This window comes from Erwinia sp. SLM-02 (assembly GCF_037450285.1).
GTDB lineage: Bacteria > Pseudomonadota > Gammaproteobacteria > Enterobacterales > Enterobacteriaceae > Erwinia.
On sequence record NZ_JAQISN010000001.1, the window covers coordinates 1,681,119 to 1,700,290 of the forward strand.

General features: G+C 60.5%; 15 protein-coding genes. 7 read left to right on the forward strand and 8 right to left on the reverse strand.

What is annotated here, in order from left to right; all coding sequences use genetic code 11:
• Window positions 1-2 precede the first annotated feature (2 nt).
• Together PGH32_RS07860 and rhaB are read right to left on the reverse strand one after the other, a co-directional pair.
• Window positions 3-1,259 carry an L-rhamnose isomerase gene (locus PGH32_RS07860; protein WP_337893697.1) on the reverse strand — a complete coding sequence of 419 codons (1,257 nt, stop codon included), beginning with the start codon at window positions 1,257-1,259 and terminating at the stop codon, window positions 3-5.
• Window positions 1,256-2,728: a rhamnulokinase gene (gene rhaB / locus PGH32_RS07865; RefSeq protein ID WP_337893698.1), complete on the reverse strand. Its 1,473-nt coding sequence runs from the start codon at window positions 2,726-2,728 to the stop codon at window positions 1,256-1,258. Before rhaB ends, PGH32_RS07860 begins: the two co-directional genes overlap by 4 nt.
• Before the next feature lie 301 nt (window positions 2,729-3,029).
• Here rhaB and rhaS point away from each other — a divergent pair, with 301 nt between their 5' ends.
• Both rhaS and rhaR read left to right on the forward strand, forming a co-directional pair.
• The gene (gene rhaS, locus PGH32_RS07870) at window positions 3,030-3,854 is read left to right on the forward strand and encodes an HTH-type transcriptional activator RhaS (protein WP_337893699.1); all 825 of its coding nucleotides are present in this window, start codon (window positions 3,030-3,032) and stop codon (window positions 3,852-3,854) included.
• An 11-nt stretch (window positions 3,855-3,865) separates the two neighbouring features.
• A complete protein-coding gene (rhaR, locus tag PGH32_RS07875) occupies window positions 3,866-4,735 on the forward strand; it encodes an HTH-type transcriptional activator RhaR (protein WP_337893700.1) in 870 nt (289 codons plus the stop codon).
• A gap of 38 nt (window positions 4,736-4,773) precedes the next feature.
• Here rhaR and rhaT read toward each other — a convergent pair whose 3' ends face one another.
• Window positions 4,774-5,808, reverse strand: a complete 1,035-nt coding sequence (rhaT, locus tag PGH32_RS07880; RefSeq protein ID WP_314420460.1) for an L-rhamnose/proton symporter RhaT — start codon at window positions 5,806-5,808, stop codon at window positions 4,774-4,776.
• 382 nt (window positions 5,809-6,190) lie between these two features.
• Between rhaT and aldA the strand changes: the two genes are divergently transcribed.
• On the forward strand, window positions 6,191-7,630 hold the full coding sequence (gene aldA, locus PGH32_RS07885; RefSeq protein WP_337893701.1) for an aldehyde dehydrogenase: 1,440 nt from the start codon (window positions 6,191-6,193) through the stop codon (window positions 7,628-7,630).
• Between the two features lie 310 nt (window positions 7,631-7,940).
• The gene (locus tag PGH32_RS07890; protein ID WP_337893702.1) at window positions 7,941-8,888 is read left to right on the forward strand and encodes a sulfonate ABC transporter substrate-binding protein; all 948 of its coding nucleotides are present in this window, start codon (window positions 7,941-7,943) and stop codon (window positions 8,886-8,888) included.
• 60 nt (window positions 8,889-8,948) lie between these two features.
• Here PGH32_RS07890 and PGH32_RS07895 read toward each other — a convergent pair whose 3' ends face one another.
• Window positions 8,949-9,281 carry a TonB family protein gene (locus PGH32_RS07895; protein ID WP_337893703.1) on the reverse strand — a complete coding sequence of 111 codons (333 nt, stop codon included), beginning with the start codon at window positions 9,279-9,281 and terminating at the stop codon, window positions 8,949-8,951.
• Window positions 9,282-9,553: 272 nt separating this feature from the next.
• On the opposite strand from PGH32_RS07895, the gene PGH32_RS07900 reads away from it, so the two are divergent.
• Together PGH32_RS07900 and malI are read left to right on the forward strand one after the other, a co-directional pair.
• The gene (locus PGH32_RS07900) at window positions 9,554-11,053 is read left to right on the forward strand and encodes a PTS transporter subunit EIIC (RefSeq protein ID WP_314420467.1); all 1,500 of its coding nucleotides are present in this window, start codon (window positions 9,554-9,556) and stop codon (window positions 11,051-11,053) included.
• 91 nt (window positions 11,054-11,144) lie between these two features.
• The gene (gene malI, locus PGH32_RS07905; protein WP_314420468.1) at window positions 11,145-12,161 is read left to right on the forward strand and encodes a Mal regulon transcriptional regulator MalI; all 1,017 of its coding nucleotides are present in this window, start codon (window positions 11,145-11,147) and stop codon (window positions 12,159-12,161) included.
• A gap of 116 nt (window positions 12,162-12,277) precedes the next feature.
• On the opposite strand, the gene rluF is transcribed toward malI, so the two are convergent.
• The 4 genes from rluF to ssuD all read right to left on the reverse strand — a co-directional run bounded on the left by rluF (window position 12,278) and on the right by ssuD (window position 16,985).
• Entirely contained in the window at window positions 12,278-13,159 is an 882-nt protein-coding gene (gene rluF, locus PGH32_RS07910) for a 23S rRNA pseudouridine(2604) synthase RluF (RefSeq protein ID WP_337893704.1), read from the reverse strand.
• 154 nt (window positions 13,160-13,313) lie between these two features.
• Complete coding sequence (locus PGH32_RS07915; protein ID WP_337893705.1) at window positions 13,314-14,717, reverse strand: FAD/NAD(P)-binding protein; 1,404 nt, start codon at window positions 14,715-14,717, stop codon at window positions 13,314-13,316.
• The gene (sfnG, locus tag PGH32_RS07920; protein WP_337893706.1) at window positions 14,710-15,801 is read right to left on the reverse strand and encodes a dimethylsulfone monooxygenase SfnG; all 1,092 of its coding nucleotides are present in this window, start codon (window positions 15,799-15,801) and stop codon (window positions 14,710-14,712) included. The genes PGH32_RS07915 and sfnG overlap by 8 nt, the downstream gene beginning before the upstream one ends.
• Window positions 15,802-15,812: 11 nt before the next feature.
• The gene (gene ssuD, locus PGH32_RS07925; RefSeq protein WP_337893707.1) at window positions 15,813-16,985 is read right to left on the reverse strand and encodes an FMNH2-dependent alkanesulfonate monooxygenase; all 1,173 of its coding nucleotides are present in this window, start codon (window positions 16,983-16,985) and stop codon (window positions 15,813-15,815) included.
• 276 nt (window positions 16,986-17,261) lie between these two features.
• Here ssuD and PGH32_RS07930 point away from each other — a divergent pair, with 276 nt between their 5' ends.
• On the forward strand, window positions 17,262-19,151 hold the full coding sequence (locus tag PGH32_RS07930; protein WP_314420478.1) for a sigma-54-dependent Fis family transcriptional regulator: 1,890 nt from the start codon (window positions 17,262-17,264) through the stop codon (window positions 19,149-19,151).
• Window positions 19,152-19,172 lie beyond the last annotated feature (21 nt).

Genomic DNA, 19,172 nt, shown 5'->3' on the forward strand with positions numbered 1-19,172 from the left:
CCTTAACGTTGGCTGAGAATCTGTTGTTCATAATGACGGACGTCGCCTAACCAGCCGGCTCCCGCCGGGACGTCATGGCGCAGGCACCAGGCTTCCCAGACCGCCTGCCACGGCAGGGATTTCTGCTCTTCCAGCAGCGCCAGGCGCGCGGTGTAGTCGCCCTCCAGTTCCAGCTTTTTCAACCGATCGACCGGCTCCAGCAGCGCGCGCAGCAGCGCTTTCTTGGCGTTGCGCGTGCCGATAACCCAGGCCGCGATGCGGTTGATCGAGGCATCGAAGAAGTCCAGCCCGATGTGCACCTTGTCAAACAGCTTCTGGCGGACAATTTCACTGGCGATCGCCTGGGTTTCATCATCCAGCAGCACCACGTGATCGCTGTCCCAGCGCACCGGGCGGCTGACGTGCAGCAGCAGGCGCGGTACGTAAAGCATGGCGGTAGAGATTTTGTCGGAAATCACTTCGGTCGGATGGAAATGCCCGGCGTCCAGGGTCAGCGCGGTCTGGCGGCTGGCGGCATAGCCGAGGCAGAATTCGTTGGAGCCGACGGTGTAGCTCTCCGCACCGATGCCGAACAGCTTGCTTTCCACCGCGTCAATATGGTACGCCGGGTTCAGTTTTTCGCTGATGATGTCATCCAGCGAATTCATCAGGCGCTGACGCGGTGCCAGACGGTCCACCGTCAGATCCTTCATGCCGTCCGGCACCCAGATATTCATCACCGACGGCGTGCCCAGCTGCTCGCCGAACCAGGCGGAGATTTTGCGGCTGGCCTTACAGTGGTCGATCCAGAACTGGCGGATTTCAGCATTGGCATGCGCCAGGGTAAAACCGTCGGCGCTTAATTCATGCGAGAAGCAGGTCGGGTTAAAATCCAGCCCGATGTTCTGCTGCTTTGCCCACGCCACCCAGCCGGCAAAATGCTCGGGTTTGATTTCGTGGCGGTCCACCGCCTGCTCGCTTTCCAGATAGATGGCATGCAGATTGAGGCGTTTCGGTCCGGGGATTAGCGCCATGGCCTGTTCCAGATCGGCACGCAGTTCGTCGGCGCTGCGGGCGCGGCCCGGGTAGTTACCGGTGGCCTGAATGCCGCCGGTCAGCGCGCCCTGCGGGTTTTCAAAACCGCGCACGTCGTCGCCCTGCCAGCAGTGCATGGACACCGGCAGGCGATCGAGCTGCGCCAGCGCGGCCTCCACATCAATGCCGATATCGGCAAAACGCTGCTTCGCCAGCGCGTAAGCCTGTTCAATAGCCTGAGTCATATACATAGCTCCTTATCTGAGTGAGTCAGTGACTGAAAGCGTTCCCGACTGCGGCGAAACGCCTCACTGCCCTGGAAATCAAAACGAATGAGAGGAAAATTACGTGCGATCAGCTGGCGAAAAGCGCTGACGTCCGCCACATCGCCGTGGGCGATCAGCTGGCTGCCGATATTGCCGAGCGTGGAGGCTTCCACCGGCCCGGCATACACCGGAATGCCGCAGGCGTTGGCGCACAGCTGGTTAAGAAACTGGTTCTGGCAGCCGCCGCCGACGATATGCAGCTGGCTGAATGCTCTGCCGCGCAGGCGTTCAAGCTGCAGCAGCACTTCCCGGTAGTAGAGCGCCAGGCTGTCGAAAATACAGCGCGCCAGCTCGGCGGGCGTGGCCGGCACCCGCATCGCCTGCTCGGCGCAGGCATCCTGGATCTCCCGCACCATGCTGGCCGGATTTAGAAAGCGATCGTCGTTGGGATTGATCAGCCACTGGCAGACCGGCTGCCGTTCGGCATCGGCAATCAGCTGGCAGAGATCGTTAATCGCCAGCTCGTCGCATACGCGCTGCAGCAGCCACAAACCCATGATATTTTTCAGCACCCGGTAGCGGCCTTCGGCACCGCCTTCATTGGTGATGTTGGCCGCCAGCGCCGCCTTTGAGGTAAACGGTTCCCGGCTCTCGAAGCCCATCAGCGACCAGGTACCCGAACTGAGGTACGCCGCCTGTGAATCAGCCAGCGGGGCCGCCAGAACCGCACTGGCGGTATCATGGGTGGCCACGGCGATCACCGGAACGGCCTGCCCTGACGGGCTGTGCCAGCGTCCCACCTCGCGACCCGGCTGGGACGGTTTGCCGAACCAGGCCGGATTTGCCCCGGTCCAGTTCAGCAGATCCCGGTCCCATTCTCCGCTGCGAATGTTCAGTAGCTGGGTGGTGGTGGCGTTGGTGTATTCCCAGTTGAGCTTGCCGGTCAGGCGGAAATGCAGATAGTCGGGGATCAGCAGCGCATGCGCGACACGGGCCAGGTCAGGGGCGTTATCGCGGCACAGCGCGCGCAGCTGATACAGCGTGTTAAACGGCAGGAACTGAATGCCGGTGCGCTGATAGATATCCTCGTGGCCCAGCTCGCGGGCCGCCTCCGCCATCACCCCGTGGGTGCGTTCATCGCGGTAGGCAATCGGCAGCCCCACGCGTTCGCCCTGCTCGTCCAGCAGCACATAGTCCACGCCCCAGGTATCAATACCGATGCTGTCCACCCGGATCCCCTGACGGTCCAGCTTCTCCAGCGCGGCAACGATAAAGGCTTCCAGCGCATCCAGATCCCAGCACTGATGATTATCGACGGTGACCAGATGATTGACGCAGCGGCCAACCTCTTCCAGGGTGATATTTTCACTGTGCAGATCGTGGCGGGCCAGGATAACGCGACCGCTGGATGCGCCAAGGTCGACGGCCACAAGGTGACGAACAGTCATATGATTTACTTCCTGATGATTCGATGTCACCAGTGTAAAAACAGGGCGCTTTTGTCACCTTTTCACTACTGCCAGCGCGTTTGCCCAGCTGGCAGGATGGCAAAGATGAACGTGAAGCAGTTCACATTTTTGCATCCCGGCCGCTTTGCAATGCGGGATGTGATGCCTGCCGCATTTCTCAATGTTTCCGGCCATTTCTTTAAAAATTAGCGCCCTGGCAGAGATTTACCGTCAAAAATTCAAGGTGGGCGTGCTCGCGGCTCCGTACACTCTGTTGCAGGCATGTTACGAGGAAACCATCATGACCGTGTTACACAGTGCAGATTTCTTCCCTTCCGGTCACAGCCCGGTGGCTATCGAACCCCGCGCGCCGCAGGGGGCATTTCCTGAGCATCATCACGATGATTTTCACGAAATTGTGATTGTGGAACAGGGTGCCGGGATCCACGTGTTCAACGGCCAGTCGCAGCCGCTGTGCAGCGGCTGCGTGTGCTTTGTACGTAATCATGACCGCCATATGTATGAACAAACGGAGAATCTCACCCTGACCAACGTGCTGTATCGCGGCCCCGAGGCGTTCCGTTTTCTCACCGGCCTACAGCATCTGCTGCCCGCCGAGCATGACGGGGTTTACCCGTCGCACTGGCGCATCGGCAACAAAGTGCTGGTGCAGGCCCGCCAGCTGATCGACGGGCTGGTCAGCCCCCCGACGCCTGCGGGCATCGCGGGCCAGGCCGCGCAGGAAATGCGCTTTATGCAGCTGCTGGTGCTGCTGCATCAGGGCCGCAGTGCAGCGCAGCCCGACGACCAGGAGGGTCGCCTGCGCGCGCTGCTTGACTGGCTTGCCGAACACTTCAGTGAAGAAGTGGACTGGGAGCACCTGGCGGACAGCTTTTCGCTGTCGCTGCGTACCCTGCATCGCCAGCTGAAACAGCAGACCGGCAGTACGCCGCAGCGCTACCTCAATCGCCTGCGTCTGCTGGAGGCGCGCCATCTGCTGCGCCACAGTGAGATGCGGGTGACGGATATTGCCTTTCACTGCGGTTTTGGTGACAGCAATCACTTTTCTACGCTGTTTAAACGGGAGTTTGGCTGCTCTCCGCGTACACTGCGGCAAAATGACTGAAAAGGATATGCATGGTGACTGCCCCCCTGCGGCTGGCCAGAGCCGACTATATTCCCGCTGAACAGATGCCGGTTGCGGTGGCCGAACGCACGCCGCAGCCCTCCTTTCCGCCCCACGTTCACGAATTCAATGAGATCGTGCTGGTCTGGCGCGGTAACGGCCTGCACGTGATGAACGATCGCCCGTGGCCGGTCACCTGCGGCGATATCTTTTATCTGCATGCCGATGACTGCCACAGCTACGAGTCGGTGCAGGATCTGGTGCTGGATAATATTATCTACTGCCCGGAACGCTTCCAGCTGGCGCTGGACTGGCAGCAGCTGCTGCCTGCCCGCAACGAGGGATGCTGGCGGCTGACCACCCGCGGGATGGCGCTGGCGCGCGGGGTGATTAAGCAGCTGGAAGTGGAAAGCCGCAAAAGCGACCTGCTTTCAAGACAGCTGACCGAAGCGCTGTTCCTGCAGCTGGCGCTCATTTTACAGCGCCATCGCTACGCCTCCGATCTGCCGTGGCAGCTGCCGGAGGGTGAACAGCTGGATCTGCTGATGGCGGCGCTTCAGGGCCATATCGCCAGCCCCTTCGATCTCGCCACGTTTTGCCAGCAGCATCGCCTGTCCGAGCGGGCGCTTAAGCAGCTGTTTCGCCAGCAAACCGGCATGACCATCGGCCACTATCTCCGCCAGCTGCAGCTCTGCCAGGCAAAATACCTGCTGCGTAGCGGCGATTTGCTGATTGGCGAGGTGGCCTCGCGCTGCGGGTTTGATGACAGTAACTACTTCTCGGTGGTCTTTACCCGCGAAACCGGCTTCACCCCCAGTGCCTGGCGTCAGCGCTTTATCAGCAGCGGCGAGGCGCATCGCCTGCATAATGCAAAAGGCTGACCCGAAGGCCAGCCTTTTGTGACAACGTCACGATAACGCTATGACACCATTCCCATCCCCACGATGTTAGCCGCAAGGATGATCACCACGCAGCCCACGCTCAGCACGCGTACCGGCCTGCGCCCAACGTTGCTCCACTCTTTCAGCAGCAGGCCCACCAGGCCACCGCACAGTACGTAGAAGCTCATATGCAGCATCCAGCTGACGAAATCATACTGCGCCGGTATGCGGGCGTGGCCCCAGGCATAGAAGAAGAACTGCAGATACCACATCGTGCCGCCAAGCAGCGACAGGCCGATGTTAGCGAACAGCAGCGGTTTTGCCACCGAGAAGTCGGCTTTAACCGACAGGTTAGATTTGGTGGCCAGGCGAATGAAGCAGTAGCCGAGGTTAATCAGCGCCCCGCCGCCCATAATCACCACGTAGCTCGGCAGCGCCACGTACAGTGGGTCAATACCCGCTGCTGCTGCGGCTTCGTGCATCGGTTTCGCCGCGTCCATCGCGAATGACATACCGGCGGAGAAAATACCGCACAGCACCGCCAGCACCAGACCTTTCTTGAGGTTAAAGTCTTCCGCCGCAATGCCCATCGCCCGCTCTTTCAGCAGCCCGGCGCGGGAAACAATCGCCACGCCAACCAGCGCCACCAGCACGCCGAGCAGCGTCAGCCGACCGCCGGTAGAGCTGAACAGCTCAACGAAGCGCCCCTGCAGCAGCGGCGTCATCAGCGTACCGACCACCAGCGTAATACCGATGGCAATGCCGATGCCCATCGACATGCCGAGGTAGCGCATGGTTAAACCGTAGTTAATGTTACCGATGCCCCACATCGCGCCAAACAGAAACACCGGCATCAGCTGGGAGAGAGAGAACGAACTGTAGTAGCCCCAGAAGCTGGGCAGCAGCATGGCGCTGATCGCCCACGGCAGGATAATCCACGACATCACCCCGCCCACTGACCACATGGTTTCCCACGACCAGCTGCGGACCTTCTTTAGCGGAGCATAAAAGCAGGCGGCGCTGGCCGCACCGACCAGATGCCACAGAATACCCGAGAGAATGGCTTCACTCATTTTGTTTTCCTTCGTTGTTGTTTGCCCTGTATGACGAAGGAGTCTACGGATAAGCGCCACCGGGCAACCTTACGCTGGCTGCCCCACCGGCGGCAGATCTGGCAAAATTCAGCGCCTTCAGCCGACTTCGATCACAATTCGCTCATCTGATGCCCGGCCGCGGCATCCCCTCGGGTTTTTCGTTAAGTGGCTCATAATTATCACTAAATAGTAAAAATGCCAGATCGGACAGCCGCTTCTTTTCGTTTTTGCCAGCTGGCTCTCATTGCTGGCAGCCAGATCAAGGTGATTACCCCACGGCTGTAGCACTTTCTAAGACCTGTAACAGTTATTCCGCTGTTAATTAACACACCGATAAAAAATGCGTCACGGAGAATCCGCCATGAACCCAGTTCAGCAACAAATGTATATCAACGGTCAGTTCGTCGAGAATCGTTCCGACCGCTGGATAGAGGTGATTAACCCGGCCACCGAAGCGCTGCTGTCGCGCATCCCGGAGGGCAGCGCTGAGGATGCGCAGCGCGCCATTGACGCCGCGGCGGTGGCCCAGCCGGGCTGGGAAGCGCTGCCGGCCATCGAGCGCGGTAACTGGCTGCGTAAAATCGCCGCGGGCGTGCGCCACCGCGCGGCGGAACTGACCGCAACGATCGTTGCCGAAGGCGGTAAAACCCAGGAGCTGGCCGAAACGGAAGTGTTCTTCACCGCCGACTACCTCGACTATATGGCCGAGTGGGCGCGCCGCTACGAAGGCGAGATCGTGCAGAGCGATCGCCCGCAGGAAAACATCCTGGTGTTCAAAAAGGCGATTGGCGTCACCACCGGGATCCTGCCGTGGAACTTCCCGTTCTTCCTGATTGCCCGCAAGGCGGCCCCGGCGCTGCTGACCGGCAACACCATTGTGATCAAGCCCAGCGAGCTGACGCCGAACAACGCCATTATCTTCGCCGAAATCGTCGATGAGATCGGCCTGCCCGCCGGGGTGTTTAACCTCGTGACCGGCTACGGTCCGGTGATTGGCCAGGAGCTGGCGGCCAATCCGAAGGTGGGGCTGGTCAGCCTGACCGGCAGCGTCAACGCCGGGATCGCCACCATGAAAGCGGCGGCGCAGAACGTCACCAAAGTCTCGCTGGAGCTGGGCGGCAAAGCCCCGGCTATCGTGATGAACGATGCGGATTTAGACCTGGCGGTGAAGGCCATCGTTGCCTCGCGCATGATTAACACCGGGCAGGTGTGCAACTGCGCCGAGCGGCTCTACGTGCAGGAAGGGGTTTATGATGAGGTGGTGAAACGCCTGACCGCCGCGTTTAAACAGGTGACCTTTGGCGACCCCGCCACGCAAAAAGGGCTGGATATGGGGCCGCTGATCACCGCCGCTGCCCTGCAGCGCGTGGAGCAGAAAGTGGCCGATGCGGTCGCGGCGGGCGCCACCGTGGTCACCGGCGGTCGGCGTGCGGGCAGCACCGGCTTCTTCTTTGAGCCCACCCTGCTGACCAACGTCAGCCAGAAGATGAACATCATGCAGGAAGAAACCTTCGGCCCGGTGCTGCCGGTGATGAAGTTCAGCACCTTAGATGAAGCGATCGCGCTGGCTAACGACAGCGAGTACGGTCTGACCTCATCGATCTTCACACAGAATCTGAATACCGCCATGCAGGCGCTGAAGCAGCTGAAGTTTGGCGAAACCTATATCAACCGGGAAAACTTTGAGGCAATGCAGGGCTTCCACGCCGGATGGCGTAAATCGGGCATCGGCGGTGCCGACGGGCGTCACGGCCTGGAGGAGTACCTGCAAACCCACGTTGCCTATCTGCAATATCAGTAACCGATCTGCCGCGCGGCGTCTTCACAGGCGAGACGCCGCCGCTCTGTTGTGCATCGATCATCGCGTGTTTGTTATGCAGCGCGATGCCCTTCCATCTTCATAATCCTGACACACCGCTGTCGTGTTTCAGCTCCTGGCCGTCATTTTCGCATCGCCGTATTCTTTCTCCTCCGGGCGGTTTCTGTGGCACCGCGATGCTTTTCCGCGTCGTTATGTTCCTGCCGCATATCGTTATCAGATCAACTCGCTAAGCCGCCTTCATGCATTTTGATATGTTTTTCTGACAGCGCTTATCACTTCGGGAAATAACATGAACAAAGCACTTCTTAGCGGCCTGATTAGCGGCCTGGTGATTGCCACCAGCGTTTCGGCTACCGCAGCAGAAAAACTGCCGGAAACGGTCAATATCGGCTATCAGAAAGCCAACATCTTCGCCCTGCTGAAATATCGCGGCACGCTGGACGAACAGTTTAAAAAGCAGGGGATCGCGGTGAAATGGGTGGAATTCCCTGCCGGTCCGCAAATGCTGGAAGGCCTGAACGTCGGCAGTATCGATCTGGCCGCCACGGGCGATGCCCCGCCAACCTTTGCCCAGGCCGCCAAAGCCGACCTGGTGTACCTCGGCCACTCCCCGGCGAACCCGAAAACGGAAGCGATCGTCGTGCCTGAAAATTCGCCGGTGAAGACCGTGGCCGACCTCAAGGGCAAGCGCGTGGCGCTGAACAAAGGTTCGGACGTTAACTATCTGCTGGTCCGCGCCCTGGAAGAGGCCGGGCTGAATTACAAGGACATCACTCCGGTTTATCTGCCTCCGGCGGATGCCCGCGCGGCCTTCCAGCGCGGCGCGGTGGATGCGTGGGTGATCTGGGATCCGTTCCTGGCCGAGGTGGAAACCAACGCGAAGGCGCGTCTGGTGAAGAATGCCGAAGGGCTGGTGCCGCACTACACCTTCTATCTTGCCAGCCGTAAATTTGCCGATAGCTGGCCGCAAACGGCAAAGCAGGTGGTGGACGAGTTAGGCACGCTCAGCGAGTGGGCAAACGGTCATCCGCAGGAGGCGGCGAAGATCCTCTCAACGTCGACCGGCCTGCCGGAACCGATCTGGCAGCGGGCGCTGACGAGAATGCCTTACGGCGCGGAGCGCATGACCCCGCAGGTGTTTGCCGAACAGCAGGCGCTGGCGGATAAATTTACCCAGATCGGCCTGCTGCCGGTGAAGGTGGACGTCAGCAGCGCAACCTGGTCGCTGGATAAGTAATTTGTATTGCAGATATCGCGGCAGAATGCCGGGCAGCGATGCCCGGCAAATGAGCGGTGGCTAACGTCTGTTTATCATAAACTTAATATTCCTGGTCATGCCTTCATACGGCTTGTTGGGTTCATATTTCCATCTGGAAATGGCCCTCAATGCTTCTGTATTAAACACCCCATTGGCCGTATCAGACACCACCACCGGATTAACCACATTGCCGCTGGCGTCAACATCGTATGACAGCATGACATCGCCCGTAAGCCCCTGACGAAAGGCGTCAGCCGGATACGCGGGCCGTTTTATCGCAATCGGCGACGGCTTCTCTCCCTGACGGATTTTGTTGCCCGGCGTGCAGGCGGCTAACAGCGCGCAGAAAAGCACTAGCGTGACTTTATGCATTGAATAATCCCTTATCGTTTAGCAATCAATAGCCTGAACCAGTTCCGTAATCAGCATACCAGATAAACCCGCTCTGGCGTGCTGCCAGTTACGCTTTGCGGATGTTGATCCCCTTCAAAAAATCACAAATTCCTATGCCTGAAAATCTGAATTCTCTTGCAGAACGAAATCCCTTCTTACACGATAGGTATAACGTTCTACTAAAACGTTCTACTCACAATAATAGTGCACAATGTGCGCAGAATAATGGTCGGTAATCGGGGGAAATCGGGATGGGACTGTTATCAGGGTTTATTAAATCGCTATCAAAGCTGTCGATGATTGGCCGGGCGCTAATGCTGCCAATCTCACTGTTGCCTGCCGCCGGTCTGCTGCTGGCGTTCGGTGATAAGTTCCATCTGCCGCTGATGATGAACGCGGGCGGGGTGATCTTCGACAACCTGCCGCTGCTGTTCGCTATCGGTTCGGCGGTCGGCCTGGCCTCGGAATCGGGTATCGCTGCCCTGTCCGCCGCCGTGTCGGTGTTTATTACCAATATCACCATCGGCACCGTCCTGTCGATTACGCCAGAAATGGCGGCGCAGGGCGGGAAATATGCCATGGTGGTCGGTATCCCCACCCTGCAGATGGGCGTTTTCGGCGGGCTGATCTGCGGCATTCTCGCCGCCTGGTGCTATAACCGCTTCCACACGCTTCAGCTGCCGGAGTTCCTCGGCTTCTTCTCCGGCAAGCGTTTTGTGGCGATTGCCACGGCGTTTATGTCGTTTATCCTTGGCCTGCTGCTTCCCTACGTCTGGCAGCATATCCAGGCGGGGATTGATGCCCTGTCGGTGATCGTCAACGGCGATAATCAGGCGGCCTCGACCTTTATCTTCGGTCTGGTGGAACGCGCGCTGATCCCGCTGGGCCTGCACCATATCTGGTATCCGTCCTTCTGGTACTCGTTTGGTGATTACACCACCCAGGCCGGTCAGGTTATCCACGGCGACCAGACTATCTGGTTCAAAATGCTGGAAGAAGGCACCAAATCCTTCAGCAGCAGCACCTATCAAAATGCCGGTAAGTTTATGCAGGGCGAGTTCCCGCTGATGCTGTTTGCGCTGCCTGCGGCCTGCCTGGCGATGTATCACGAGGCGCACACCAAAAATAAAAAAATCGCCGCCGGTATTCTGTTCTCCGCCGCGCTGACCTGCTTCCTGACCGGGATCACCGAACCGGTTGAGTTCACCTTTATTTTTGTTGCGCCAATTCTGTATGTCTTCAACGCCATCATGGCCGGGCTGGCCTATATGTGCATGTATCTGCTGCATGCGCATATCGCCAAGTCCTTCTCCGCCGGGCTGATCGACTACATCTCGTTCGGTATTCTGCCGTCGTTTAACGGTTATCAGACCAACTTCCTCAGCGCGGTGATGATCGGCGTGCCGATGGCGCTGATTTACTACTTCACTTTCCGCTTCGTGATCCGCCGCTTTGACGTAAAAACGCCGGGCCGTACCGAAGTCTCAGCCAGCGCCAGCGATAAGACCGATGACGAGCTGGTCAGCGAAATCATTGGCCTGCTCGGCGGGGCAAAAAATATCGATTCCGTTGGCTCATGCATCACCCGTCTGCGTATTGAGGTACTGAACGGCGACAGCGTGGATAAGGAGGGGCTGAACGGCATCGGCGCGCGCGGCGTGGTGTTCGTCGGCGACAAAGGCGTGCAGGTTATTTTCGGCGCCCGCGCACAGTTTATTGCCCAGGCCATGTCGACAACGCTTGGCAAATAGTCCGGTGCTGTTAAGGTAGCTAAGCCTCCCGTATTTTTACGGGAGGCTTTATTGTTTCCGACTGATTATTCGGGTGTTTCGGGGAGTGCGTTTGAAAAAGGTCAGCATTATTGATGTCGCTAAACTGGCGGGCGTTTCCGTCTCAACCGTGTCTCTGGTGCTGCGCCAGAAGGGGAAAATTTCCGAAGCGACCATCCAGCGCGTTCACTCGGCGATAACCGAACTGGGCTACGTGCATAATGTCGCCGCGGCAAACCTGCGTTCCAGTACCTCAAATCTGATTGGGCTGATCCTGCGGGATTTCAGCGACAGCTTCTCCATCAAGGTGATGGCCAGCATCGTTCAGGCGCTGGAGCGCGAGGGTTTTATGGTGTTCCTCGGCCAGCCGCAGGATGACGAGCAGCACCTGGAGCGCTGCCTGCTCTCTTTCAAACAGCAGGGCGTGGCCGGGGTGATTTATCTCGCCAGCGATGCCACCACCGATCGTCTGCCGGAAAAAATCATCCAGTGTCCGCTGCCGCTGGTGGTGGTTTCGCAGACGCTGCCGGCGCAGCCCTGCGATCTGGTGATGCGCGACAATCGCCAGGCGGCCAGCCTGGCAACCCGCTATCTTATTGAGCGCGGGCATCGCAACATCGCCTATATCGGCGGGATGGAAAATGACCGGGTGCGCCATCAGCGCCTGCTCGGCATGCACGGTGCGCTGAAGCAGAACGGGCTGGCGCTGCGCGATGAGTTTGCCCCCGTCTGCCGGGAAAGTACCGATTCGGTCAGTCAGGCAACCCGTCAGCTGCTGGAGAAGAACAACACCATAACGGCGCTGCTTTGCCATTCACCCACGGCGATTATTGGCGCGTTGGGGGGGATTCATCAGGTGGGGCGTACCATCGGTAAGGACGTGTTCCTTACCCAGCAGGTGGCGCTGATCGGCTTTGAGGATATGCTGCACGTCAATCTCACCTCGCCGTCGTTTACCTATGTCTCCTCTGGCAGTGAGGAGACCGGTCGCCAGGCGGCGGGGCTGATGATGCGCAGGCTGAAAGAGCCGGAGCTGCAAAGCCAGCGCATCACCCTTTCCGGCCAGCTGGTAATACAGCACTCGGCGTAAAGCCCCACCGGCCAGCTTCAGGGCAGATTTTCATCTGCCGGGCGTAGCATTCGCTTCTGCCGCCCCGGTTACCACAGACCGCAGCCGCCAGCGTGAACCCCTGGCGGCAGTCTGTCCTAGCGCCCTTTCTTCTTGCGTCCCGGCTGCGCAAAACGCTTGCGTCCGGCAGCGGCTCCGGCCCCGGCAGCTTTCTCGCCCGGCTTCGCCCCCGGCTTTGCGGCCGGCTTTTTCTGCGGAGAGGATTTCGGCGGAGATTTTTTCGCCGTGGCGTCTTCCGAGCTGGAATCTTCAATCAGTTTAAACAGGTCGATCAGCTCATCATCGGTCAAATCACGCCATTCGCCCGGCGGCACGCCCTTCAGGCTGACGTTCATGATGCGCGTACGTTCCAGCTTCGTCACTTCATAACCGAAGTGCTCGGCCATGCGGCGGATCTGGCGGTTAAGCCCCTGAACCAGAATAATGCGGAAGACGAAGGTCGACTCCTTCTTCACCTTGCACTTTTTGGTGACCGTTCCCAGCATCGGCACCCCGGCACCTAAACCACGAATAAACTCTTCGGTAACCGGCTTATTCACGGTGACCAGATACTCTTTCTCGTGGTTGTTGCCGGCACGCAGAATTTTATTCACCAGGTCGCCTTGGTTGGTCAGGAAGATCAGCCCCTGCGAGTCCTTATCCAGCCGCCCGATGGGGAAGATGCGCTTGCTGTGGTTAACGAAATCAACGATGTTGTCCTTCTCGCCGTCTTCGGTGGTGCTGACGATACCCACCGGTTTGTTCAGCGCAATCAGCACCAGATCTTCGGCATCACGGGGTTCAATCAGCTGACCGTTCACTTTAACGACATCACCGTCCGACACCCGATCGCCCACCGTGGCGCGCTTGCCGTTGATGAAAACATTTCCCTGTTCGATATAGCGGTCGGCATCGCGGCGAGAGCAGATACCGCTTTCGCTAATGTATTTATTCAGACGTGTGGATGAGTTGGTCAGCATGTTACCCCCGTGCAAAAAAGCGGACTATACCTTACCGCTGAGCAAGCCTGGAGTAAAAATTGCAGAATTTGTGCAAAGCGCGGCTTTCCACCGCCGACGGGCTATTTTTCCAGCCGCTGGGGGCGAAAGGCCGCGCTCCGCGTTTGACTAAAAATCAGGCATCACCGCCGGGCGCGTCAACCGCAGGGCACGCCGCCAGCAGCTGGCGGGCGACGCTTTCAGCATGCTCGGCCACCTGCGGCAGGCCCATCAGCTCACCGAAGCGGCCACGCGCGGCGGGGCCAGCCACGTAAAGATGCAGATTCGGTGCGCCGAAGCGGTTAATGGCCTGCGAACGCCCGTTAACCTTAATGCCCAGCGCCAGCTCGTCCGGCTGGATCACCCCGTCCCGCGCCAGCTGGTGCAGCAGCGCATCGCTTTGCAGCAGCCCGCCGTGCGCCGGGCCGGTGGTGACAATCAGCCGGTCAACCTTCAGGCTGCGGGCTTCGCCGCGCCGGGAGCGTAAATCCAGCCGGATCGTGGTTCCTTCCGCCGTAATCGACTGCAAACGCGCGGCCAGCACCGACAGCTGTCCGCTCGCCTGCCACTGCGCCAGCACCGCATTCACCTGCGGGGCGATGCGGTAGCGGTGAACGTCCCACCACGGGCGCAGATGGCGCAGAAAACGCCGCTGTTCGGCCAGTGAGAGCTGCTGCCAGATAGCCTGCCCGTTCTGGCGGATATCATCCAGCACCAGCTGCCACGGCAGCCCCTGTGCGGCGGCCTGCTTCACTTCATGACGGATGCGCCGCAGCCAGCCCAGCGCGCTGCCCGGCTGCCCGCTGCGGTAGTCCAGCTCCCACGGCTCGAAGCTGCCGCTGAGATTGGCGCGCGGCAGCAGACCCCGACGGGAAAAGGCGACGATCGGGCCGCGATGCCCGTGACGGTGTAACGTCGCCACGGTATCGGCCATGGTCAGGCCGCTGCCGATAATCGCAATGGACTCGTGCGGCGCGATATCCGCCAGCGCGTTGTGACGCCACGGATCGGCAATCAGCCCCGGATGCCCCTCCAGCGCCAGCGCTATACTGCGCGGCAGCGCGGGCGGCGGATGGCTGATCGCCAGCACCAGCTCGTCTGCCCGCAGGCGTTCGCCACCGGCGGTAACCACCTCACCGTTTTCCAGCGCCACGGCGCGGTCGCGCAGATGGCGTAACACGACCGGCGACTGCCTTTGCGCATCGGCAAACAGCCCGGAGATATACGCAGCAAACTGCCCGCGCTGCGGATAAACCCGCCCGTCGTGCCAGCGTGCCGCCGGGTCATTCACAAAGGCCGCCGAGGCGCGGAACCAGCGATCGAAATCGCCCTGTTCCGCAGCGGTCAGCTGCATGCGGTCGGCGGGCACGTTGATACGGTGCGCCGGATCGCGGCTGCCGTAGGCCACGCCCTGCGCCACGCCGTCGCGCGGTTCAATCACCGTAACCCTCAGCCCTGCATGGCCCCCGCGCGCCAGATGAACAGCCAGCGCGGTACCGCTAAAGCCGCCGCCGACGATCACGATATGGCGATCAGCCATGCGCCAGTTCCCGCTCTCTCTGCCGCTCCAGCTCGCGCACCAGCGGGATCACTTCGCGGCCAAAGAACTCCACTTCCTCCTGGAAGTGCAGGAAGCCCAGCAGCATCAGGCTCACTCCCGCGTCTTTCAGCGAGATAATGCGTTCGGCAATCTGCTGCGGCGTGCCGATCAGATTGGTTTTAAAACCGTCATTGTACTGCACCAGATCCTCCAGGGTCGATTTTGCCCAGTTACCTTCGCCCTCCGGTGAGGCGCTGCCGGCGTTTTTCACTTCGTGCTGGAAGCCTTTGACCGCATCCGGGTTGGCGTGGTCGAGGATCTCCTGCAGCACCTGCTGTGCTTCCTCCTCGCTGTCGCGGGCGATAACAAAGCCGTTGACGCCGACTTTGACCTGGTGCTGATTATAGGCCGCCTTGCGCTGGATATCCTCCACCTGCTGGCGGATCCCCTCAACCGTGTTGCCGTTGGTAAAGTACCAGTCCGACACGCGGGAGGCCATATCGCGGGCGGCACGGGAGCTGCCGCCCTGGAAGATTTCCGGGCGCGGCGACAGCGGTTTGGGCTTCAGCGAATAGTCGCGGTAGCGGTAGAAATCGCCGGCGAAGGTAAAGCTCTCCTCCTGCCAGATGCCCTTCAGGCAGCGGATAAACTCTTCCGAACGCAGGTAGCGCTCTTCGTGATCCAGCCACGGCTCGCCGATGGCTTTGAACTCGCCGCGGAACCAGCCGCTGACGACGTTGACCGCAATGCGCGCGTTGCTCAGATGGCTGATGGTGGCAATCTGTTTGGCGGCCAGCGTCGGGTTCCACGGGCCGGGCAGCAGTGCGGCAATTACCTTGAGTTTTTCCGTCGCGCCCAGCAGCCCCTGTGAGAAGCTGACCGACTCATGCTGATTGTCCGCGCCGTAGCCGGCGGTAAAGCGGATCTGGGTCAGCGCATAATCAAACCCGGCGCGCTCGGCAATCTGCGCCAGCTTGCGGTTGTAGTCGAAATCCCAGCTGGTGCGCTGCGGAATATTGCTGATCACCAGACCGCCGGAAACGTTCGGTACCCAGTAGGCGAATTGAATAGGTTGTTGGCTCATTGTTGTGCTCCTCAGCTGACGCTGGTCTGTTTTTGTGGCCGGCGGTCGCCGCCAATCGTTTCACCAAATGGCCCGGTATTGACCGTTCCCTGACGTTTTTCACCGTTGGTGGCCAGCGGCAGCAGCGGCATGACCAGTTCGGCAAAGCGGTGCGCTTCTTCAAGATGTGGATAACCGGAGAAAATGAAATTGGTGATCCCCAGCGCCTGATATTCACGAATGCGCGCCGCCACCTGCTGCGGGTTGCCCACCAGCGCGGTGCCCGCGCCGCCGCGCACCAGGCCGACCCCCGCCCACAGGTTCGGCGCAATGCGCAGCCCGTCGCGCGACCCGCTGTGCAGCGCGCTCATCCGCGCCTGGCCGGTGGAATCCATGCGGGCAAAGATCTTCTGCGCGCTGGCGATGGTTTCATCATCGAGATGGGCAATCAGCCTGTCGGCCGCGGCCCAGGCCTCCTCTTCGGTTTCACGCACGATAACGTGCAGGCGGATGCCGTAATCCAGCTGGCGCCCACGCTGTTCCGCGCGCTGACGCACCACCGCCAGCTTCTCGGCCACCTGCTCCAGCGGCTCCCCCCACGTCAGGTAGGTATCCACCTGATTCGCCGCCACGTCGATCGCCTCGTCCGACGAGCCGCCGAAATAGAGCGGCGGGCCGTTTTCCTGCACCGGCGGGAAGAGAATCTCTGCGCCCTCCACGCGGATATGCTCGCCGTGATAGTCGACCTTCTCGCCCTTCAGCAGTCGGGTGTAGACGTCGAGAAATTCCCGGGTGACCTGATAGCGATCGGCGTGGCTGAGGAAGATGCCGTCACCACGGTTCTCGACCGGATCGCCCCCGGTCACCACGTTAATGAGCAGGCGTCCTTCCGACAGGCGGTCGAGGGTGGCCGCCATGCGTGCAGCCAGGCTGGGCGGCTGTAAACCGGGGCGCACCGCCACCAGATAGCGCAGGCGGCGGGTCATCGGGGCCAGCGCCGAGGCCACCAGCCACGAATCCTCACAGCTTTTCCCCGTGGGGATCAGCACGCCGTAATAGCCAAGGTTATCCGCCGCCAGTGCAACCTGCTGTAAATAGGGAAGATCTACCGCTCGTCCGCCTTCCGCCGTCCCCAGGTAACGCCCGTCGCCGTGGGTGGGCAGAAACCAGAATACGTTGATATTTTCCTGTACCGACTCGCTCATTTGCCATTTCCTATATAACTACATCTGAATTTATTCATTAGAAAGTTACGCTTTGGTTATAAAACACCAAGCAGGAAGCATGCCAGTTTTTAGTCTTGCTTTAATGCTTATTAATCAGCAGGTTAATCGCCACCGTCACGCCGATAACGTGCTGCATTTGCAGCAGAAGATGGCCGACATTTGCTGCAATTGCAGCAGCCGCGCCACCTGCCCCTCTCGTCGCCGTGAATAAGTCAGGATACTCTGGCGGCAGACGTCATCTTGCAGGAGTGAACCATGCAGAACCCCGCCCCCATACTGATCGACCCGGCCTCCATCGCCTTTCAGAGCGTGCTGGACAGGCTGGCCCCGACCGATGCCACGGTGCTGATCGTCGGTGAAACCGGCACGGGTAAAGAGGTGGTGGCGCGCTACCTGCATCATCACAGCGCGCGGCGCGGCCAGCCGTTTCTGGCGGTGAACTGCGGAGCGCTGACCGAGACCCTGGCGGAGTCGGAGCTGTTCGGCCACGAGAAAGGCGCGTTTACCGGCGCGGCCGAGCGCCATCAGGGCTGGTTCGAGGCCGCCGAGGGGGGAACCCTGCTGCTGGATGAAATCGGTGAACTGAGCCTGCCGCTGCAGGTCAAGCTTCTGCGGGTGTTGCAGGAGCGGGAAGTGACCCGGGTTGGCTCCCGCCGCCCGGTTAAGGTTAACGTGCGGGTGATTGCCGCCACCCACGTTGACCTGGCGCTGGCGATACGCGAGCGCCGCTTCAGGGAAGATCTCTACTACCGGCTCAACGTGGCGGCCGTGACCCTGCCGCCGCTGCGTCAGCGCCGCGAAGACATTCCGCTGCTGGCGGACCATTTTCTGAAAGTGTATGGCAACCGGCTCGGGCGGCCGCAGCTGCGGCTGGCCGCCGATACGGTGGCGACGCTGATGGATTATCCGTGGCCGGGCAATATCCGCGAGCTGGAAAACACCCTGCACAATGCGGTACTGCTCAGCCGGGAGCCGGTGATCGCCCCGGAGCAGCTGCGGCTCAATCCGGTTGCGATCGACCCCCAGCCCGCCAGCGAACTGGCGCTGGACCGCTTTCTCCGCCAGCAGCTCAACGTCGACAGCGGGCAAATTTACCAGCGGGTGCTGGATTCACTGGTACGCAATGCGTTTGAGCTGAGCGACGGCAACCAGCTGCAAACCGCTGCGCTGTTGGGCGTCAGCCGCAACACGCTGCGCACCCACCTCGGCCATCTGGGCCTGATTAAAGCGCGGCGCAGCACCGCACGCGGCCAGCGCTTTGATGCCGCTCCGGCTACCCCGCAGGAGCGTGAACTGCGCATCGGCTATCAGAAATTTGGCAATCTCGGCATTCTCAAGGCGCGGCAAAGCCTGGAAGCGGAGTTTGCCAGCCGGGGCATCAGCGTGCTGTGGAGCGAATTTCCCGCCGGGCCGCAGCTGCTGCACGCGCTGACCCATCACGAGATCGACTTCGGAACCACCGGCGAGGTTCCCCCGGTGTTCGCCCAGGCCAGCGGCAGCCCGCTGCTGTACGTGGCGTGGGAACCGGCCGCGCCGCAGAGCGTGGCGCTGATGGTGGCTAACGACAGCCCGATCCGCAGCATTGCCGATCTGCGCGGTAAGCGGATCGCGGTCAATAAAGGCTCTAACGTGCACTATCTGCTGGTGCAGATGCTGGATGAGGCGGACATGAGCCTGGCGGACGTGCGGGTGGTGTATGCCCCGCCGAAATACCCGCTGACGCCGAGCGACCATCACGCGGTGGACGCCTGGATGATGTGGGATCCGCTGCTGAGCGCGGCGGAGTATGACGGACAGCTCCGGGTGGTGGGCGACGGTCGCGGGCGGGTGAATAATCATCAGTTTTACCTGACCCACCGCGAGTTCGCGGCGCATTCTGCCGACCTGCTGCATACGCTGCTGGCGGCACTGGAGCAGACCGGGCGCTACATAGACGGCAATCGCCAGGAGGCCAGCACCCTGCTGGCATCGGAGCTGGGGCTGGACCCGCAGGCGCTGTCGGACGCGCTGGTGCGCCGCAGCCATCAGACGAAAAGGATGGATCTGGCGGTGATCCGTGAACAGCAGACCATCGCCGACCGCTTTTATGCTCTTGGGTTACTGCCCCGCGCGGTGAAGGTGCGCGAGGCGCTGTGGCACGATTAGTGACAACGTCACCTTCTCGCC